At 74.5% G+C, this 16893-nt stretch carries 15 protein-coding genes; 4 read left to right on the forward strand and 11 right to left on the reverse strand.

Annotated elements, in window-relative coordinates; genetic code table 11:
• The first annotated feature begins 84 nt into the window (after positions 1-84).
• From KKR01S_RS00200 to KKR01S_RS00210, 3 genes are read left to right on the forward strand one after another with little or no spacing between them, the layout of a single operon-like run.
• A complete protein-coding gene (locus KKR01S_RS00200; RefSeq protein ID WP_061224982.1) occupies positions 85-1116 on the forward strand; it encodes a 3-oxoacyl-ACP synthase III in 1032 nt (343 codons plus the stop codon).
• Between the two features lie 44 nt (positions 1117-1160).
• A complete protein-coding gene (locus KKR01S_RS00205) occupies positions 1161-3920 on the forward strand; it encodes an alpha/beta fold hydrolase (RefSeq protein WP_061224983.1) in 2760 nt (919 codons plus the stop codon).
• Positions 3917-5056, forward strand: a complete 1140-nt coding sequence (locus KKR01S_RS00210; RefSeq protein ID WP_244884067.1) for an NAD-dependent epimerase/dehydratase family protein — start codon at positions 3917-3919, stop codon at positions 5054-5056. Before KKR01S_RS00205 ends, KKR01S_RS00210 begins: the two co-directional genes overlap by 4 nt.
• A gap of 119 nt (positions 5057-5175) precedes the next feature.
• Here KKR01S_RS00210 and KKR01S_RS00215 read toward each other — a convergent pair whose 3' ends face one another.
• From KKR01S_RS00215 to coaD, 6 genes are all read right to left on the reverse strand, one after another.
• The gene (locus KKR01S_RS00215) at positions 5176-6108 is read right to left on the reverse strand and encodes a DUF4357 domain-containing protein (RefSeq protein ID WP_061224984.1); all 933 of its coding nucleotides are present in this window, start codon (positions 6106-6108) and stop codon (positions 5176-5178) included.
• Between the two features lie 163 nt (positions 6109-6271).
• Positions 6272-7219, reverse strand: coding sequence for a bifunctional DNA-formamidopyrimidine glycosylase/DNA-(apurinic or apyrimidinic site) lyase (gene mutM / locus KKR01S_RS00220; protein WP_058730893.1), 948 nt, complete (start codon positions 7217-7219; stop codon positions 6272-6274).
• Position 7220: 1 nt separating this feature from the next.
• On the reverse strand, positions 7221-7919 hold the full coding sequence (rnc, locus tag KKR01S_RS00225; RefSeq protein WP_058730892.1) for a ribonuclease III: 699 nt from the start codon (positions 7917-7919) through the stop codon (positions 7221-7223).
• A gap of 14 nt (positions 7920-7933) precedes the next feature.
• The gene (gene rpmF, locus KKR01S_RS00230) at positions 7934-8137 is read right to left on the reverse strand and encodes a 50S ribosomal protein L32 (RefSeq protein ID WP_058730891.1); all 204 of its coding nucleotides are present in this window, start codon (positions 8135-8137) and stop codon (positions 7934-7936) included.
• 2 nt (positions 8138-8139) lie between these two features.
• Positions 8140-8751 carry a YceD family protein gene (locus KKR01S_RS00235; RefSeq protein ID WP_058730890.1) on the reverse strand — a complete coding sequence of 204 codons (612 nt, stop codon included), beginning with the start codon at positions 8749-8751 and terminating at the stop codon, positions 8140-8142.
• Positions 8752-8817: 66 nt separating this feature from the next.
• Positions 8818-9309: a pantetheine-phosphate adenylyltransferase gene (coaD, locus tag KKR01S_RS00240; RefSeq protein ID WP_061224985.1), complete on the reverse strand. Its 492-nt coding sequence runs from the start codon at positions 9307-9309 to the stop codon at positions 8818-8820.
• 41 nt (positions 9310-9350) lie between these two features.
• Between coaD and KKR01S_RS00245 the strand changes: the two genes are divergently transcribed.
• The gene (locus tag KKR01S_RS00245; RefSeq protein WP_081046290.1) at positions 9351-10613 is read left to right on the forward strand and encodes an aminotransferase class I/II-fold pyridoxal phosphate-dependent enzyme; all 1263 of its coding nucleotides are present in this window, start codon (positions 9351-9353) and stop codon (positions 10611-10613) included.
• A gap of 64 nt (positions 10614-10677) precedes the next feature.
• Here KKR01S_RS00245 and rsmD read toward each other — a convergent pair whose 3' ends face one another.
• From rsmD to KKR01S_RS11400, 5 genes are all read right to left on the reverse strand, one after another.
• Positions 10678-11250 carry a 16S rRNA (guanine(966)-N(2))-methyltransferase RsmD gene (rsmD, locus tag KKR01S_RS00250; protein WP_058730888.1) on the reverse strand — a complete coding sequence of 191 codons (573 nt, stop codon included), beginning with the start codon at positions 11248-11250 and terminating at the stop codon, positions 10678-10680.
• Positions 11251-11329: 79 nt separating this feature from the next.
• Entirely contained in the window at positions 11330-13570 is a 2241-nt protein-coding gene (locus KKR01S_RS00255) for an ATP-dependent DNA helicase RecG (RefSeq protein WP_061224986.1), read from the reverse strand.
• Positions 13567-14559 (reverse strand): DAK2 domain-containing protein, encoded by a 993-nt coding sequence (locus KKR01S_RS00260; protein ID WP_061224987.1) that lies wholly within the window; start codon positions 14557-14559, stop codon positions 13567-13569. Before KKR01S_RS00260 ends, KKR01S_RS00255 begins: the two co-directional genes overlap by 4 nt.
• Positions 14549-15682 (reverse strand): thiamine-phosphate kinase, encoded by a 1134-nt coding sequence (thiL, locus tag KKR01S_RS00265; protein ID WP_081101420.1) that lies wholly within the window; start codon positions 15680-15682, stop codon positions 14549-14551. Before thiL ends, KKR01S_RS00260 begins: the two co-directional genes overlap by 11 nt.
• Positions 15679-16707 carry a hypothetical protein gene (locus KKR01S_RS11400; protein ID WP_263619161.1) on the reverse strand — a complete coding sequence of 343 codons (1029 nt, stop codon included), beginning with the start codon at positions 16705-16707 and terminating at the stop codon, positions 15679-15681. The genes thiL and KKR01S_RS11400 overlap by 4 nt, the downstream gene beginning before the upstream one ends.
• Positions 16708-16893: the final 186 nt, after the last annotated feature.

Here is a 16893-nt window from a genome sequence, read left to right on the forward strand (position 1 = left end):
GGTGCGGCGGCAGGGTCGGGGCCGGTCCCCACGATCTTCGGCTCGCACCTGCATCACACCACTTCGTCGCGAAGGCACGATTCATTGACCTCTAACTCCTCGATCCGCCATCGGAACTCGTCGCTGCTCTCGGTGACCAGAGTGGAAGCCGAGGAGGTCGTGCCGTCCTCCTGGTTCGATGACCAGCTGGCGGACACCTACCGCCGCCTGCGCATGCCCCGGGGCCTGCTGGAGCGCCTGGCCGGGATCCGGGAGCGGCGCGGATGGGCCGAGGGCTCCAGCTTCGACGACGGCGCGGCCCGCGCCGGACGCGCCGCCCTCGAGCAGGCCGGGGTGGCCCCGGAGCAGATCGGGCTGCTGATCAACGGCTCCGTGACCCGCGACAACTTCGAACCGGCCGTGGCCGTGGGCATCCACCACGCGCTCGGGCTGCCGCGCCACGCGCTGAACTTCGACATGACCAACGCCTGCCTGGGCTTCGTCAACGGCATCACCGTGGCCTCCTCCATGATCGACGCCGGGGCCATCGACTACGCGCTGATCGTGTGCGGGGAGGACCCCTCCCCCTGGCACGAGACCGCGCTGCGCATGCTCAACCGAGAGGGCTCCACCCGGGACGAGGTGCTCGCTCAGTTCGCGACCCTGACCCTGGGGTCGGGGGCAGCGGCGGCCGTCATCGGTCGCGCCGACCGCCACCCGGAGGGCCACCGCATCCTCGGCTCCGTCTCCCGCGCCGGCACCGAGCACAAGGACCTGTGCATCGGCGGGGACGCCGGGCAGGGCATGGCCACCGACGCCACCGGCCTGCTGACCCACGGGCTGAAGCTGGTCACCGACGCCTGGGAGGAGGCGCACCGGGAGGGCTGGGACTGGACGGACATGGACGCCTACGTCACCCACCAGATCTCCACCTCCCACACCAACGCCATCGTGGACGCCGTGGGCATCGACCGAGACCGGATCCCGCTGACCTTCCCGTACTGGGGCAACGTCGCCGCGGCGGCCCTGCCGATGACCCTGGCCCTGCAGGCCGAGACCCTGGAGCCCGGGCAGCGGGTGCTGTGCATGGGCGTGGGCTCCGGGCTGAACACGGGGCTGATGGAGATCGCCTGGTAGGGCCCGCAGACCCCACCACCCGAGCAGCGAAAGGCCAGGAGACGATGAGCACGCAGACCCCCGCCCGCCGGACCGCGCCCCAGCCGGGGCCCGTGCCGCTGAAGCCGTGGCCGGGGGTGCGCCGCGCGGACAGCCGCACCCTGCGCGTGGTCTCCTCGGCCGCCGTCGACGCCGGGACCGAGCGGACCTGGCACTACCTGGACAACGCCGCCGAGCTCGCCGAGCGCGGCCTCACCCCCGTGGGAACGCTGCTGTGCGTGCACGGCAACCCCACCTGGTCCTACCTGTGGCGGCGCCTGGTGCGCGCCGGGGCGGACTTCGCCCAGCCGTGGCGCGTGGTGGCCGTGGACCAGCTGGAGATGGGCTTCTCCGAGCGCACCGGGCTCGCCCGCACCCTGGCGGATCGGGTCGCCGACCTCGGGGACTTCACCGCCGCCCTGGGGCTGGACGAGCAGGCCGGGGAGCACGGCGTGGTCACCGTGGCCCACGACTGGGGCGGGCTGATCTCCCAGGGCTGGGGGGCCGCGCACCCGGGCCTGCACGCCGGGCGCATCCTGACCAACACGGCCCTGTCCCAGCCGGCCGACGCCGCCGTGCCCGGGGCCCTGCGCCTGGCCCTGCACCCGGCGGTGCACGGGTGGGGCACCCGCTCCACCACCGCCTTCCTGGACGTGACCCTCGCCCTGCACCGCGGGGACTGGGATCCGGCCGTGAAGGCCGCCTACCGCGCCCCCTACGACGACGCCGAGAAACGCGACGGGATCCGCGGCTTCGTCGCGGACATCCCGGCGGACCCCGGGCACCGCTCCCACGCGGCCATGCGCGGCATCGCCGAGGCCGTGGCGGGCGATGAGCTGCCGGGGCTGATCCTGTGGGGTCCGCACGATCCGGTCTTCCAGCAGCGCTACTTCGACGACCTGCTGCGCCGGATGCCCCAGGCGCAGGTGCACCGCTTCGAGAAGGCCGGGCACCTGGTGGCCGAGGACGAGGACATCGTCCCCCTGGTGCGGACGTGGCTGGCCGAGACGTACGGTGAGGCGGAACCGGTCATCGCCCGGCACCGCCGGGTGCGCGCCGAGCGGGAGGCCCGCTCCCCGCTGGCCGCGGACTTCCGCCCCATGACCGCCGAGCTGGAGGCCCGCCGGGAGGACGACGCACCGGCCGTCGTGGACATGGGCCGGGTCCGACGCCGCGCGGGATCCGGGCGCCACGGGGCCGCCCCGGTCAAGCGGCGGCTGAGCTGGCGGGAGCTGAACGCCGAGGTGGATCGCACCGCCGCGGTGCTGCGCGGACTGGGCGTGCGCCGCGGGGCGCGGGTGAGCCTCATGGTCCCGCCCGGGGCGCGCCTGACCGTGCTGATCTACGCCTGCCTGCGCGTGGGCGCGGTGATCGTCGTCGCGGACACCGGGCTGGGGCTGAAGGGCCTGACCCGGGCGCTGCGCGGGGCCTCCCCCGAGTTCCTCATCGGCATCCCGCAGGCCCTGGCCGCCGCGCGCGCCGCAGGCTGGCCCGGGCGGCGGATCCTCGCCGGCTCCGCGGACCCGGTGAGCACCCGTGCGTTCGGGCTGATCGGAGCCACCGACGACGCCGCCCCGGCCGCCCCGGCCGGCACCCCCTGGGACGCGCCGCGCCCGGAGGATGAGGCCGCGATCCTCTACACCTCCGGGTCCACGGGGCCCGCCAAGGGGGTCTCCTACACCCAGCGGCAGCTCAGCGCGATGCGCGACGCGATCCAGCGGACCTACCGGCTTCAGCCGGGTTCGGGGCTGGTGGCCGGCTTCGCGCCCTTCGCCCTGCTGGGCCCGGCCTTGGGCGCCACCTCGGTGACCCCGGACATGGATGTCACCCGGCCCAAGACCCTCTCCGCCCGGGCCCTGGCCCAGGCTGCGCAGGCGATCGAGGCGACCATCGTCTTCGCCTCCCCCGCGGCCCTGATGAACGTCGTGGCCACGGCCGAGGACCTCGCCCCGGCCGAGGCCGAGGCCCTGGGCCGGGTGCGGCTGCTGCTCTCGGCCGGAGCGCCGCTGACCCTGCCGCTGCTGCGCCGGGTCTCCGCCCTGGTGCCACGCGCCCAGGTGCACACCCCCTACGGGATGACCGAGGCCCTGCCCGTGGCGGACATCTCCCTGACCCAGATCGAGCAGGCCGAGCGCGACGCCGCCTCGGGCATGCGCGGCGCGGGCGGCGGGGTGTGCGTGGGGGTCCCCGTGCACGGGGCCGAGCTGGCCCTGGGGCTGCTGGACGAGGAGGGGAATCCCTCCCGCGAGCCCTCCCACGCGGAGCGGCGCACCGGGGAGATCCTGGTCAGCGCCCGGCACATGAAGGACCACTACGACCGGCTGTGGTGGACGGAGCGGGACTCCGCGGCCATCCCCGGCTGGCACCGCACCGGCGACATCGGGCACTTCGACGCCGCGGGTCGGCTGTGGGTGGAGGGCCGCTTGGCCCACCTGCTGCGCACCCCCGACGCCGTGGTGACGCCGGTGGCCGCGGAGGCCGCGGCCGAGACTCTCCCGGCGGTGCGCCGGGCCGCGCTGGTGGGGGTGGGCCCGGCCGGTACGCAGGCGCCCGTCGTCGTCGTGGAGCCCGAACAACGCCGCGGGGTGCACCCGGGGCCGGCCCCGCTGGAGCTGGCCGACGCCGTGCGCGCTGTGGTGCGCGGACGCACCGGGGTGGTCCCGGTGGCCGTGCTGCAGGTGCCGGAGCAGCCCACGGACATCCGGCACAACTCGAAGATCGACCGCCCGCGCCTGGCCGCGTGGGCCGAGAGCACCCTGTCCGGGGGGAAGGTGGCCAAGCCGTGAACCAGCAGGAGCACCGCCGCAGGGGTCATGCCCAAGGCCCCGGCCGGGAGCCCGACACCGCGTGGCGGGCCCCGGATCCGGACGAGCGCCGGGAGATCCTGCCCGATGCCCGGCTTCCCGAGCCGAACGGGCGCACCGTGCTGGTCACCGGGGCCTCCGGGATGCTCGGGGCGCGCACCGCGCTGGAGCTGATCCGCCGCGGCTGGAGCGTGATCGCCCTGCAGCGCTCGGACGCCACCGCGGTGCGCAAGTCCCTGCAGGCCAAGGGCGCCGAGCGCTTCGAGCAGCGCCGCGGCTCGATCACCGACGCCGAGGCCGTGGCCCGGGCGATGGACGGGGCCGATGCGGTGGTGCACCTGGCCGCCAAGGTCAGCGTCTCCGGGCCGTGGGCCGAGTACGAGGAGGTCAATGTTCGGGGCACCCGGGTGATGGTGGAGATGGCCAAGCGGGCCGGGATCCGCGACTACGTGCAGATCTCCTCCCCGTCCGTCTCCCACGCGGGCTCCGCCTTTATGGGCCAGCCGAATCTGACCGCCGACCCCGACCACGCGCGCGGGAACTACGCCCGCTCCAAGGCCTACGGGGAGCTGCTGGCCCTGGAGGCCGACGGCGAGGACTTCCGGGTCGGGGTGATCCGCCCGCACCTGGTGTGGGGCCCCGGGGACACCCAGCTGGTGGAGCGGATCATGGAGCGGGCCTCCCGCGGCGGGATCCCCCTCCTGGATGCCGGAGCCGCGCTGATCGACACCACCTACGTGGACAACGCCGCCACCGCGATCGTCCGGTGCCTGGAGCGCCTGGAGACGGTGCACGGGCGTCCCCTGGTGGTGACCAACGGGGAGCCGCGCACGGTGGGCGAGCTGATGGCGGCGATGTGCCGGGCCGGCGGGGTGCCCGCCCCCACCCGGCGGGTCCCGGCGTCGCTGGCGAAGCTGGCCGGCCGGGTCATCGAGAAGGTCTGGGAGAAGCGCCCCGGCGAGGATGAGCCGCCGATGACGGAGTTCCTGGCCGAGCAGCTGTCCACCTCCCACTGGTTCGACCAGCGCCGGACGCGCGAGCTGCTGGACTGGGAGCCCGCGGTCTCCATCGACGAGGGGATGCGCCGCCTGCGCGAGTACTACGCCCCGCAGGCCTGACCCCCGCCGCCCCTTCTGCCGGTTTGGGAGGGGTTTCGGCGTTTGGGAGCGTCCTCGTGGCTCCCAAACACCGAAACCCCTCCCAGATTGCCCCTCCGGAGGCCCCGGCGCAGTGGTGGTCAGGCGAAGGCGCCGCTGTCCTTGAGGTCGCCCAGGCTGGTGCCTTCGGCATCCGCCCAGGAGAGGTTGCCGTTGCGGGGATTGCCGGATACGAAACTCGCGGCCGCGCTGGCCGAGGTGAAGGAGATCGCCGCGGTGGTCCTCTCCCCATCGACGGCGGCGGCATGGACCGATCGGATCCGGCCGATGCGCCGGTCGGTGCACTCGCCCTTGATCGTGCTGCCCGCCTTGAGCACCCAGCTTCCAGCCGAGTGCACCAGCACCGCCGGCTCGGTGCTGCCGCGCAGGCGCATGAACAGCTCCGTGCTGCTGGCCGCACGGGCGGGTTCGGTCGCTGCGCTCACGGGGTCTATATCACTGCCGCTTTCGCTGCCAGCCAGCGGTGGTTCGAGGAAGAGCATGCGCATGGAGGCGATCATCAGACGGGCATCGGCGAGAACCGCCCTGAGGTCGTTGTAGACGTCGTCCTCCACGTCGCCCGCCGAGGGAGTATCGATGTTCTCCGGTGAATTGCGGCCCGCCTCGCGTGCCATGCGGATGAGATGAGACTCCAGGAACTTCAGCTCGGTGGCGGTGAAGTTCTTGGGCTCATCCACCAGAAGGACGGCGGTGTGGCACCACCGGTGGCGTCCTTGATCCCGGTGCTCGATCACGCGGCTCAGAGCGCCCTTGCCGTTGGCACGCAGATCCGCTTTGCCGATGTACAGTCGCGGATTGTCCGCGCTCGGATCCTCCAGAAGCATGTACACACCCGGCTGATTCATCTTCTTGTCGCAACGCCAGGCGTCGAAGGAGCTGGCGGGGACCAGATACACGCTGTAGGTGCGACGAGGAAGCCGCACTCGCTGAGGACCATCGAAGCGACCTTCGAGCAGCGTCAGCTCGAGGCGGCGAGCATCGTGTTTTGCCATCGACAAGATCACCTCGGTCATCGGGATATTCAGCTGTGCCTCTCATCTTCGCACGCATCGCGGCCGGCGACAGACCCTGAGCGCGGGGTTTGGGAGCGGTTTCGGTGTTTGGGAGCGTCCTCGTGGCTCCCACACGCTGAAACCCCTCCCAAGCGCGCTGCCGGGGCCGCGTGGGGGGGCGGAGTCAGAGCGCGCGGGGGGCGCGCTGGCAGCGCGGGCAGCGGTAGGAGGAGCGGTTCATGAACGGCTCCCGGCGGATCGGGCGCCCGCACCGGCGGCAGGCCAGACCCTCCCGGCCGTAGACGTTCAGCCCCCGCGCGAAGTAGCCGGACTCCCCGTTGACGTTCACGTACAGGGCGTCGAAGCTCGTCCCGCCCTCGGCCAGGGCCTCGGTCATCACCTCGGTCACCGCGCCCAGCAGGTCCCGGGTCTGCGCGGCCGTGAGGCTGCGGGCCGGTTTGGCGTAGTGCAGCCGGGCCCGCCACAGGGCCTCGTCGGCGTAGATGTTGCCGACCCCGGAGATCGCGGTCTGATCCAGCAGCACCCGCTTGATCCCGGAGTCCGTGCGCAGCAGCCGACGCCGGAAGGCGCGGGCGTCGAAGTGCGGATCCAGCGGGTCCCGGGCGATGTGCGCCACCGACGCCGGGATGCTCGCCTCCCCGAGCTCGGAGGCGCCGGCCCCGGGCACCGGGGAACCGGCGGCGTCGTGCACCGGCAGCAGCCGGTCCAGGAACATGCCGCCGAAGATCCGCTGGTCGACGAAGCGCAGCTGGCCGCGCCCGCCCGGGAAGGACTCCCCCGCCTCCGCAAGATCGCAGCGCAGCCGCAGGTGCCGGGGATCCGGGGCGTCGGGCCGAGCCAGCAGGGCCTGCCCGCTCATGCCCAGGTGCACCACCAGGGCATCGTCCAGACGGTGCCCCTGCGGATCCGCGAGCAGCAGCCACAGGTACTTCCCGCGCCGGGCGACGTCGTCGATCCGCGCGCCACTGAGCCGGGCGCGGAAATCCCCCGGTCCGGCGTCGTGGCGGCGCAGGGATCGGGGATCCAGGACCTCGACGTCGGTGACGCGGGCGCCGAGCACGTGCGCGGCCAGTCCGGCGCGCACCACCTCGACCTCGGGCAGCTCCGGCACCTCAGGCGCCGGTGACCACGCCGTGCAGGGCGCGGAAGGCGACCTCCGCGGCCGCCCGCTCCGCCTGCTTCTTGGCCGGACCGGAGCCCTCCCCGTGGGCGGTCCCGCCCAGCAGGACGGTGGCCCGGTAGATCCGGGCGTGCTCGGGGCCCTCGCCCTGGACCTCGTAGCTGACCTCCCCCAGGCCGCGGGCCGCGGCCAGCTCCTGGATCTCGGTCTTCCAGTCCCGCCCGGCGCCGAGCACGAACTCATCGTCCAGCAGGGGCGAGGTGAAGCGCAGGACCAGGTCCCGGGCGATCTCCGGGCCGCAGGTGATGAAGGTCGCCCCGAACAGGGCTTCCATGGTGTCGGCGAGGATCGAGTCCTTGTCCCCGCCGTGGGAGATGGCCTCTCCCCGCCCCAGGCGGATGTGCTGCCCCAGGCCGATGCCGCGGGCCAGCACCGCCAGGGACCGCTCGGAGACGACGGCGGCCCGACGCTTGGCCAGCTGCCCCTCGGGCAGGTGCGGGAAGCGGTGGTACAGCTCGGTGGTCACGGCCAGGCCGAGCACGGAGTCCCCGAGGAACTCGAGGCGCTCGTTGTCCGGGGTGCCGGGGTGCTCGTGGGCGTAGGAGCGGTGGGTCAGCGCAAGCAGCAGCGTCTCGGCGTCGATGTCGACGCCGAGACGCTGCAGAAGCTCTCCGTGGGACGCGGTGTCCATGGTGGGAACCTGGATCAGGCGTCGGCCACCTTGCGGCCCTTGTACTCGAAGTACAGCGGGGTGCCGGCGGAGTCGGTGACGACCTTGGCCTGGTGCGGGAGGCTGTAGGTCACCTTCCCGTTCTCCACGGTCTTGACCAGCTGAGGCGCGGTCGCCTTCCACTGGGAACGGCGTGCGCGGGTGTTGGCACGGGACATCTTCCTCTTGGGAACAGCCACTGCTATCTCTCTTCTCTCGTCGTTGTCGTCTCGTTCGCGGCATCCTCGGTGCCGAGCAGCCCCGACAGGGCGGACCAGCGCGGATCCACCACGTCGTGGTGATGCTCCGGATCCTCCTCCAGGCGCGCCCCGCAGACGGAGCACAGGCCCGGGCAGTCCTCCCGGCACACGGGCTGGAACGGAAGCTGCGTGATCACCGCGTCCCGCAGCACGGGCTCGAGGTCGATCGCATCGTCCTCGACGGCGTGCTGCTCGTCCTCCTCGTCCGCTGCGGGCTCGGGGTCCAGGACGTACAGCTCCTGGATGTCGGCCGTGACCGGAACCTCGAGAGGATCCAGGCAGCGGCTACATTCACCGTGGGCCGTCACGGACGCGGTGCCGGAGACCAAGATACCATCATGCACGGATTCCAGGCGCAGATCCACGGTGATGTCGGAGCCGGCCGGCGCCCCGATCAGGGCGTTGTCGAAGTCCTCGGGGGCCGGCAGGGCCCGCCGAAGCGTCTCCATCGTCCCCGGCCGGGCGGCCAGGGCCTTCACGTCGACCACGAGGGCCGATGCCTTCTCACGCGTGATGATGCACTCCTGTTCGAGGTTGGACCGACGTCCCAGCATACTCGAGACGCCGAACCGGGACAACCCCCGCCGCGGCAGCCGTCGATCCCACCGGCCGGCGGAGCCTCAGCCGTGCCCCAGCAGCCCCTGCTCCAGCAGGTGCCGGTGCACGCTGCGCGGCAGGTAGTCGGAGACGTCCCCGCCCAGGGAGGCGACCTCCATGATCAGGGAGGAGGAGAGGTGCCCGTGCTTGGGGTCCCCGGCCAGGAAGACCGTCTCGACGCCGGCGAGGTTGCGGTTCATGGTCGCCATCGGGGCCTCGTACAGGTAGTCCCGGTCATCGCGCAGCCCCTTGACGACGGCCCCGGCCCCGCGGGAGCGGGCGAACTCGGCCACCAGGCCGGCGCCCATCGGCTCCACCGTGATCCCGTCCAGCCAGGAGAAGACCTCCTGGACCATGGCCACCCGCTCCTCCAGGGGCAGGCGGAAGGTCTTCTGGGGGTTGTGCGCGACGGCGACGATGACCCCCTCGGAGAAGATCTTGGCGGCGCGGGCGATGATCTCGATATGGCCGTTGTGGATGGGGTCGAAGGATCCGGGGCACACAGCGAGGGTCATGTCTGCCAAGGTACCAGGGCCGGGCCCGTAGCATGGCAGGCATGTCTGCGAACACCGGCGCCTCGCGCCTGCCCGAGCCCGTGGATCCCGCCAGCCCATCCCCCGCGCCCTGGCGGCGCCTGGCCGATGCGGCGGGTCTGACCGATGAGCGGGGACGACTGTCCTCCACGATCTTCGAGGAGATGAGCTTCCTGGCGGCCCGGCACGGGGCGATCAACCTCGGCCAGGGCTTCCCGGACACGGACGGCCCCGAGATCCTGCGCGAGGCCCTGGCCGAGGCGGTGGCCGGCGGCGGCAACCAGTACGCGACCATCGCGGGCGACCCGGACCTGCGCCGGGGCGTGGCCGAGGCCGAGGAGCGGGCCGGGCGGCGCCGTCCGGACCCGGAGACCGAGGTCGCCGTGACCGCCGGGGCCACCGAGGCCCTGGCCGCGGCGATGCTGGCGCACCTGCGCCCGGGCGATGAGGTCGTGTTCTTCGAGCCCTTCTACGACCTGTACCCGGCCGTGGCCGCGCTGGCCGGGGCCGCCGTGCGCACCGTGCCCCTGCGCCCGCCGCACTTCCGCCCGGACCCCGAGGACCTGGCGGCGGCCTTCACCGAGCGGACCCGCATGGTCGTGGTCAACGACCCGCACAACCCCACGGGCACGGTGCTGGGCGAGGAGACGGCGCGGCGCGTCGTGCAGCTCGCGGCGGCCCACGACGCGCTGATCCTCACGGACTCGGTGTACGAGCACCTGCACTACGACGCCGACCCCGTGGATCTGGCCGGGCTGCCCGGTGCCGCCGAGCGCACCATCCGGGTCTCGGCCGCCTCGAAGACCTTCTCCGTGACCGGCTGGCGGGTGGGCTGGGCCATCGCCCCGCAGCCCCTGACCCGCGCCCTGCGGGTGACCAAGGGCTACCTGTCGCATTCGGCGGCGGCCCCGCTGCAGGCGGCGGTGGCCCGGGCGCTAGCCTGGGCCGAGCAGGGCTCCTTCTACCCCGAGCTGCACGAGCGCTACCGTCGCCAGCGCGACGTGCTGCTGGAGGGCCTGTCCGCGACCCGCCTGGAGGTCTGCGCGCCGGAGGGCACGTTCTTCGCCGTGGCCCGGGTCGGCCGGGACGCCCCGGAATGGGCCGGCACCGGGGCGCAGCTGGCCCAGGCCCTGCCCGAGCGGGCCGGGGTCGCGGTGGTGCCGCTGAGCGCCTTCGCCACGCAGGCCAATGCCCACCTCTACGCGGACTGGGTGCGCTTCGCCTTCTGCAAGCGCCCCGAGGTGCTGCGCGAAGCCACGCGACGGATCGCCGCCGCCGGGCTGTGAGCCGGTCCCCGGGGAGTCTGGTGCGCGGGGATCCGGGCCCGAGGCACCCCGAGGCTGGGCCCGCTCAGGCCTCGGCCGGCTCCGCGAACCACAGGGCCGTCTCCCCGTAGGTCCGGTGGGAGAAGCGCTCCAGACCCGCCGGCCACACGGGCTCCTCGTCCCGGGCGGAGCGCTCCACGACGACGACGCCGCCGGCGTCCAGGCGGGGGGCCACCCGCATCAGCAGGTCCGCCAGCTCCTCCCGGCCCATCGCGTACGGCGGGTCCAGGAAGACCAGATCCCATCGGGGCTGCTCGGGGAGCCGCTCCAGCCAGGGGCGGGCCGCGGCGTCGTGCACCGTCACCCGCGCGGGGGCGCCGGCCCGGGTCAGGACCGCCAGGTTGGCCCGGCAGGCGCTCAGGGCCGCGCGGTCCCGGTCCACCAGGTCCACGCTGGAGGCGCCCCGGCTGGCCGCCTCCAGGCCCAGGGCCCCGGAGCCGGCGAACAGGTCCAGCACCCGGGCGCCGGCCAGCACGTCGTAGCCCTCCAGCCGGGAGAACAGGGATTCCTTGACCCGGTCCGTGGTGGGGCGGGTGTTCTGGCCTCGCACCGGCTGCAGCCGGGCGCCCCCGGCGATCCCGGCGATGATCCTGCTCATTCTGCGCTCCCTCCGCCGCCTCGCATCTTCTCCTTCCAGGCCCGCTGCGCCGTCACCGCTGCCCGACCCGCCGCGCGGCTCATCCGCGCTCCAGGTAGCGGCTGGCCTCATCCGAGTCCGCCCGCTCCACGGCGGCGGCCAGATCCGGCCACCGGGACAGCTCGGGGTCCTCGGCCACCAGCTCCCGGGCATCGGCGCGGGCCTGGGCGATGATCTGGGGGTGGCGCAGCACGGAGAGGGTCTTCAGGGTCGAGTGCGTGCCGGACTGGCTGGCGCCCAGGATGTCGCCTTCGCGGCGCTGCTCCAGATCGGCCAGGGACAGCGCGAAGCCGTCCCGCGTCGAGGCCACCGCGTGCAGGCGCTGCATCGAGGGCCCGTCCTCCTCCTGCTCCGTGACCAGCAGGCACGTGCCGGGCAGGCTCCCGCGCCCGATGCGCCCGCGCAGCTGGTGCAGGGTCGAGATGCCCAGCCGGTCCGCGTCCATGATGACCATCAGCGTGGCGTTGGGGACGTCCACCCCCACCTCGATCACCGTCGTCGCGACCAGCAGGTCGATCCGCCCGGCCGCCATCTCCTGCATGATGCGGGTCTTCTCCTCCCCCGGGACCCGGCCGTGCAGGATGCCGATGCGCACCCCGGCCAGCTCCGGCATCCCGGCCAGGCGGGCGGAGAGACCCTCCACGGACTGCAGGGGCGCGCCAGTGCCGGGGCGGGCGGGGCCGCCGTCCTCGATGGTCGGCACGACCACGAACACCTGGTGCCCGGCCTGGGCCTCCTCCCGAGCGCGCTGCCAGATCCGCTGCTCCCAGCCGGGGTGCGCGGCGAGGGAGACCACGTGGGTGGCGACCTCCCGGCGCCCGGCCGGCAGCTCGTCCAGCACGGAGGTCTCCAGGTCCCCGAACACCGTCATCGCGACCGAGCGCGGGATGGGGGTGGCCGTCATGACCAGCCGGTGGGCCGGGGCCTGGTCGGAGCCGCTCAGGGCGTGGCGCTGGGCCACCCCGAAGCGGTGCTGCTCATCGACGACCACGAGCCCGAGGTTCTCGAAGATCACCTGCTCGCCGAGCAGCGCGTGGGTGCCGACGACGATCTGCGCGGCGCCGGTGGCGATGTCCAGCAGGGTCTGGCGCTTGGCGGCGGCCGGCTGGGAGGCGCTGAGCAGCGCCACGTGAACGGGCCCGGTCGGGGCGGCCAGGTCCCCGAGGGCGGCGGTGAGCGAGCGCAGGTGCTGCCCGGCCAGCACCTCGGTGGGCGCCAGCAGCGCCGCCTGCGCCCCGGCGTCGGCGACCTGCAGCATCGCCCGCAGGGCCACGAGGGTCTTCCCGGAGCCGACGTCGCCCTGCAGCAGCCGGTTCATGGGCCGGGTGCCGGCCAGGTCCGCGGCGATCTCCTCCCCGACCCGCACCTGCCCGTCGGTGCGGCGAAAGGGCAGGGCGGCGTCGAAGGCGGCGAGCAGCCCGTCCTCCCGGGCCGGGTGGGCGCTGGTGCGCCGGGACTCCCACCGGTGGGCGCGCCGGGCCAGCACGGTCTGCAGCACCAACGCCTCCCGGTAGCGGAAGGTGCGCAGACCCCGGTGCGGCTGCTCCTCATCGTCGGGGCGGTGCACCGCCTCGTAGGCCGCGGCGATCGGCATCAGCCGGTGGCGGCGGCGCAGGGCCTCCGGGACGGGGTCCTCCAGCTGGGTCAGATCCGTGCCGTCCAGCACCGCGGCGACGGCGGCGGCGATCCGGTCCGTGGTGTATTTCGCGGTCGCGGGGTACACGGGGATCGGCGCCTGGGCGGCCTGCGGGTCCGCGGCGGCCGCGAGGTCCGTGAGCACCGCGTAGTGCGGGTTGGTCAGGGTGAGTCGGCCCCGGTACTCGGAGACCTTCCCGGAGAACATCACGTGATCCCCGGGGTGCAGGTCCTTGGCCGCGGTCCAGGCGTTGAAGAAGGACAGGGTCATGGTCTGTCCCGGGTCCGCCGGGGCCACGCCGATGTCGGTGCCCGCCAGGCCGTCCAGGCGCGCCGCCGCCGTGTCCGGGGCGGGTGCGGGGCCGGTGCCAGCGGGGTCCAGCTGGTCCGTGACGGTGACCTCGGCGATCGAGCCGCGGCGGGTGTGCAGGGAGCGGGTGTGCACGGAGAGCACCCGGGAGATCAGGGAGACCTCCTGGCCCTCCCGCAGCTCGGCGAAGCTGGTCAGCTCCCCGCGGGGCAGGTAGCGCCGCGGCAGGTGCTCCAGCAGGTCCCCGACGGTCTCCAGGCCCAGGTGCCGGCTCAGGGCCTTCGCGGTCTGCGGGTGCAGGACCTCGGTGAGGGGCCGGTCCTCCAGCCGGGTCACGAGCGCCCTCCCGGGGCGAGGGTCTCGGTGGTGATGCCGGTGGGTCGGCCGTGCCGGGTGAGCACGGCCATCGCCTCGGCGGCCGTGCCCACGTGCACGTGGACCTTCCAGCGCATCCTCGGCCCCGTCGGGTCGATGGCGGTCATGATCACGGAGTCGCCGATGCCGGTCAGCTCGTGGCGCACGGTCGCCGCTGCCAGCGGGTCCAGCGTGATCGTGCACATGAACTCGACGGCGTCGGGATCCGCCCCGGCCCCGCGCCCGGGCTGGGCCGACGGGTTCCGGTCGGCGGCCTCGGGGGTGGTCAGCCACCTCCCGTAGGGGCGCTTGCGCGCCCCGGGGTAGGCCTTCCCGGCCACGGTGTGGCTCAGGCAGTCCAGGACGATGAGCACGCCGAGGGCCCCGGCGTCCACCCGCCCGGTGCCGCGCAGCACCTCCAGCTGCTCCCCGGAGGCGGCCACGGCCCGGCAGCCCTCCTCCACGAGGTGCTCGAGCAGGGCGACCAACCCCCGGTGGGAATCCGGTTCCTCGGTGGATCGGGCCACCCACTCCTCGGAGGCCTCGGCCACGGTGCGCACGAGGGTCCAGATGGTGCCCTCCACGGGGTCGTTCAGGGCGGAGGTGACGCGCACCCGCGCGTGGTCCAGGGCCGCGACCAGCTCCGGTGCGCTCAGGCGCTTGGCGGCGGCCAGGGGCTCGGCCATCCCGGCGAGCATGACCGCCAGGAGTGTCCCGGAGTTGCCGCGGGCCTCCTCCAGGCAGTGCTGGGCGCAGATGCCCAGCAGCTCCCCGAGCAGGCTCGTGCCGACCAGCCGGGCGGCGTCGGCCCCGGCGCGCACGGTGGCGGCGAGGTTTCCGCCGGTGTCGGCGTCGGCCACGGGGAAGACGTTGAGGGCGTCCAGGGGTTCGCGGACCTCCTCCAGGGCCGCGGCGGCGGTGCTCAGCCAGTCGCGCAGCGCCTCCGCGCCGGTCGCCGTCCTACCCGCCAAAGTGATCCCATCCCAGGTGCTCGGGGACGCCTCCGTCCAGGGTCACGGGCGGGTCGTCCCTGTGCTCGTCGTCGCTGTGGTTCTTGCGGCACGAGCCTATCGCACGCACCCCGGGGGGCAGGGGCGCCTGTGGAGGCAGGCAGGCCAGCAGCCCGTGGTCCTCTCCCCCGGTCAGCACCCAGTCCATCGGGTCCCGTCCGAGGAGGCGCCCGGCCGGCTCCAGGTCCGCGCGCAGCCCGCTCAGGGCCGGGGAGTCCAGCCGCACCTGCACCCCGGAGGCCCGGGCCAGCCGCCCGGTGTCGCGCACCAGGCCGTCGGAGACGTCGATCATGGCCCGGGCCCCGGCACCCGCCAGGGCCGGGCCCGCGCCCAGGGGCGGGCAGGGGCGCAGCTGGGTGGCGGCCAGGTCCGCCAGGGCCCGCCGATCCGCATCCCGCGCACCCGGCCGGGCGTGCGCGGTGTCCTCCTCGGTGGGGATGTCCCCGGGGTCGAAGTCCTCGTGCAGCAGCAGGTCCAGCCCCGCCGCGGCGCGTCCGAGCGTCCCGGCCAGCACGACGACGTCCCCGGGCCGGGCCCCGTCCCGGCGCACCGGCATCCCGCGGCAGGCGCCCAGGGCGGCGACGGTCGCGGACAGCTCCCCGGCCCCGCCCAGGTCCCCTCCGTCCACCGAGCAGGCGTCGGCCCCCAGCGCGCGGATCGCGGCCACGTAGCCGCGGGCCATGTCCTCGAGGAAGTCCACCGCGGTGGTCCCGGGGAAGCTCAGGGAGATCACCAGGCTCAGCGGGTCCGCGCCCATCGCGGCGAGGTCGGCGAGGTTCTGCGCGGCGGACTTCCAGCCCAGCTCCGCACCGCGGGTGCGGTGCCCGCACGGCCACCGGAGCAGGTGGTCCTCCCCCTGGGTCTGGGTGTCGGTGCTGAGCACCGCGAGGCGTCCGGCCAGGTCGTAGACGGCCGCATCGTCCCCGGGGCCCTCCACGACGCGCGGGCCCTCCGGGGAGCGGCCCGCCGGCTGCGCGGCGAAGATCGGCAGGATCCGCCGCAGGATCCCCTCCTCCCCGGTCGCCGCGGCCGTGCCGGGGGCGGGCTCCCGCCCCTGCTGGGCCGCGTGGTGGGCCGGGGTCATCGGCGTCCGGCCCGACGGGGCCCGCCCAGCGTCCGGGAGGAGCGGTGGATGACCAGCACGATCCCCCCGAGGGCCAGGGCGGAGAACACGATGATCGGGACCGGTCCGCGCAGCGCGGAGAGGTCCGGGGTCCCCGCGCCGGCCTCGGTGCTCAGGCCCGCGTCCCCGGATTCCCCGCGCACGGCCTGCACGCCGGCGTTGTCATTGGAATCCACGGGGGCCCCGCCCGAGGTCCGGTCCGAGCGGGCGGAGCCGTCGTCGCGATCCAGGTAGTAGCTGACCCAGCCGGAGACTCCGGCCAAGGTCGGCTCTCCGCCGTGCTCGCGCAGCGGGGAGAACCCGCCGTGCTCATCGGCGCGTCCCCGCGCCTGGGGCCGAGTCGAGGAGCCGCCCGTACCCTCGACCCGCGCCTGCGGCTCCCGGGTGCCGGGAGCGTAGGGGACGGCCGCCTCCTGACGTCCGGGCGCGACGTCGGAGGCCGCCGAGCCGCCGTCCGACCCGCCGGAGGACGGCGCGCCGCCCGCACCACCGGAACCGCCGGTGGCGCTGGGCTGGGGCGCCGGGGCGCGGGTGGGCTCCTGCGTGGGCTCGCGGGTCGGCTCACGGGTGGGCGTGGGCTGCGCGGAGCGGGTGGGCGAGGCCGACGGGGATCGGCTCGGCGCGGGGCTGGACGTGGGGGATGCGCTGGGCGCGGGGGTCGCGCTCGGAGCGGTGGGGGCCGGCGTCGGCTGCCCCGCCGGGGTGGCGCTGGGCGCGGTGGTGGGGACCGCAGGGGCCGTGGGCTCGACGCTCGAGCTGGGCGCGGGAGCGGTAGTGGGCTGCGCGGTGGGGGCAGGGGCGCCCGTGGGATCGGGGGCCGCGGAGGCGGATGCGCTCGCGGTGGCCTGCGGGGCGGGGGTGGGCTGTCCGGGCGCTTCCTGGGCCAGGGCGGCGCCTCCCACGCAGGTGCCCACGAGGCAGGTCAGCGCGCCGACGCCGAGGGCCCGCGCGCGGGCTGCCCGCCGGGGGTGGGCTCTGCGGTCCATGGAAGCTCCTTCCTGCGCACGGCACGGCGGTTCTCTCGGCGGCGACGGGCTCGGGCGCCGTCTCCCGGGGCCTGGTGCCGCCCCGGCGTCGGCCGCTGCGGTGGACTACCCTGGGGACCGTGTCATCCCCAGCCGCCGCCCTGCCCTCGCCGTCTGACAGTGTACGGACCGCCCCTCGGAAAAGAC

It is taken from the genome of Rothia kristinae NBRC 15354 (assembly GCF_001570865.1).
In the GTDB taxonomy this organism is placed as follows: Bacteria; Actinomycetota; Actinomycetes; order Actinomycetales; family Micrococcaceae; genus Rothia; species Rothia kristinae.

Excerpts from the sequence above, each read along its gene's own strand:
- KKR01S_RS11400 (WP_263619161.1), bottom strand. The coding sequence starts at position 16,707 with ATGGACCGCAGAGCCCACCCCCGGCGGGCAGCCCGCGCGCGGGCCCTC.
- rnc (WP_058730892.1), bottom strand. The coding sequence starts at position 7,919 with ATGGACACCGCGTCCCACGGAGAGCTTCTGCAGCGTCTCGGCGTCGAC.
- coaD (WP_061224985.1), bottom strand. The coding sequence starts at position 9,309 with ATGACCCTCGCTGTGTGCCCCGGATCCTTCGACCCCATCCACAACGGC.
- rsmD (WP_058730888.1), bottom strand. The coding sequence starts at position 11,250 with ATGAGCAGGATCATCGCCGGGATCGCCGGGGGCGCCCGGCTGCAGCCG.
- KKR01S_RS00235 (WP_058730890.1), bottom strand. The coding sequence starts at position 8,751 with ATGCTGGGACGTCGGTCCAACCTCGAACAGGAGTGCATCATCACGCGT.
- thiL (WP_081101420.1), bottom strand. The coding sequence starts at position 15,682 with ATGACCCCGGCCCACCACGCGGCCCAGCAGGGGCGGGAGCCCGCCCCC.
- KKR01S_RS00205 (WP_061224983.1), top strand. The coding sequence starts at position 1,161 with ATGAGCACGCAGACCCCCGCCCGCCGGACCGCGCCCCAGCCGGGGCCC.
- KKR01S_RS00245 (WP_081046290.1), top strand. The coding sequence starts at position 9,351 with ATGTCTGCGAACACCGGCGCCTCGCGCCTGCCCGAGCCCGTGGATCCC.
- KKR01S_RS00215 (WP_061224984.1), bottom strand. The coding sequence starts at position 6,108 with ATGACCGAGGTGATCTTGTCGATGGCAAAACACGATGCTCGCCGCCTC.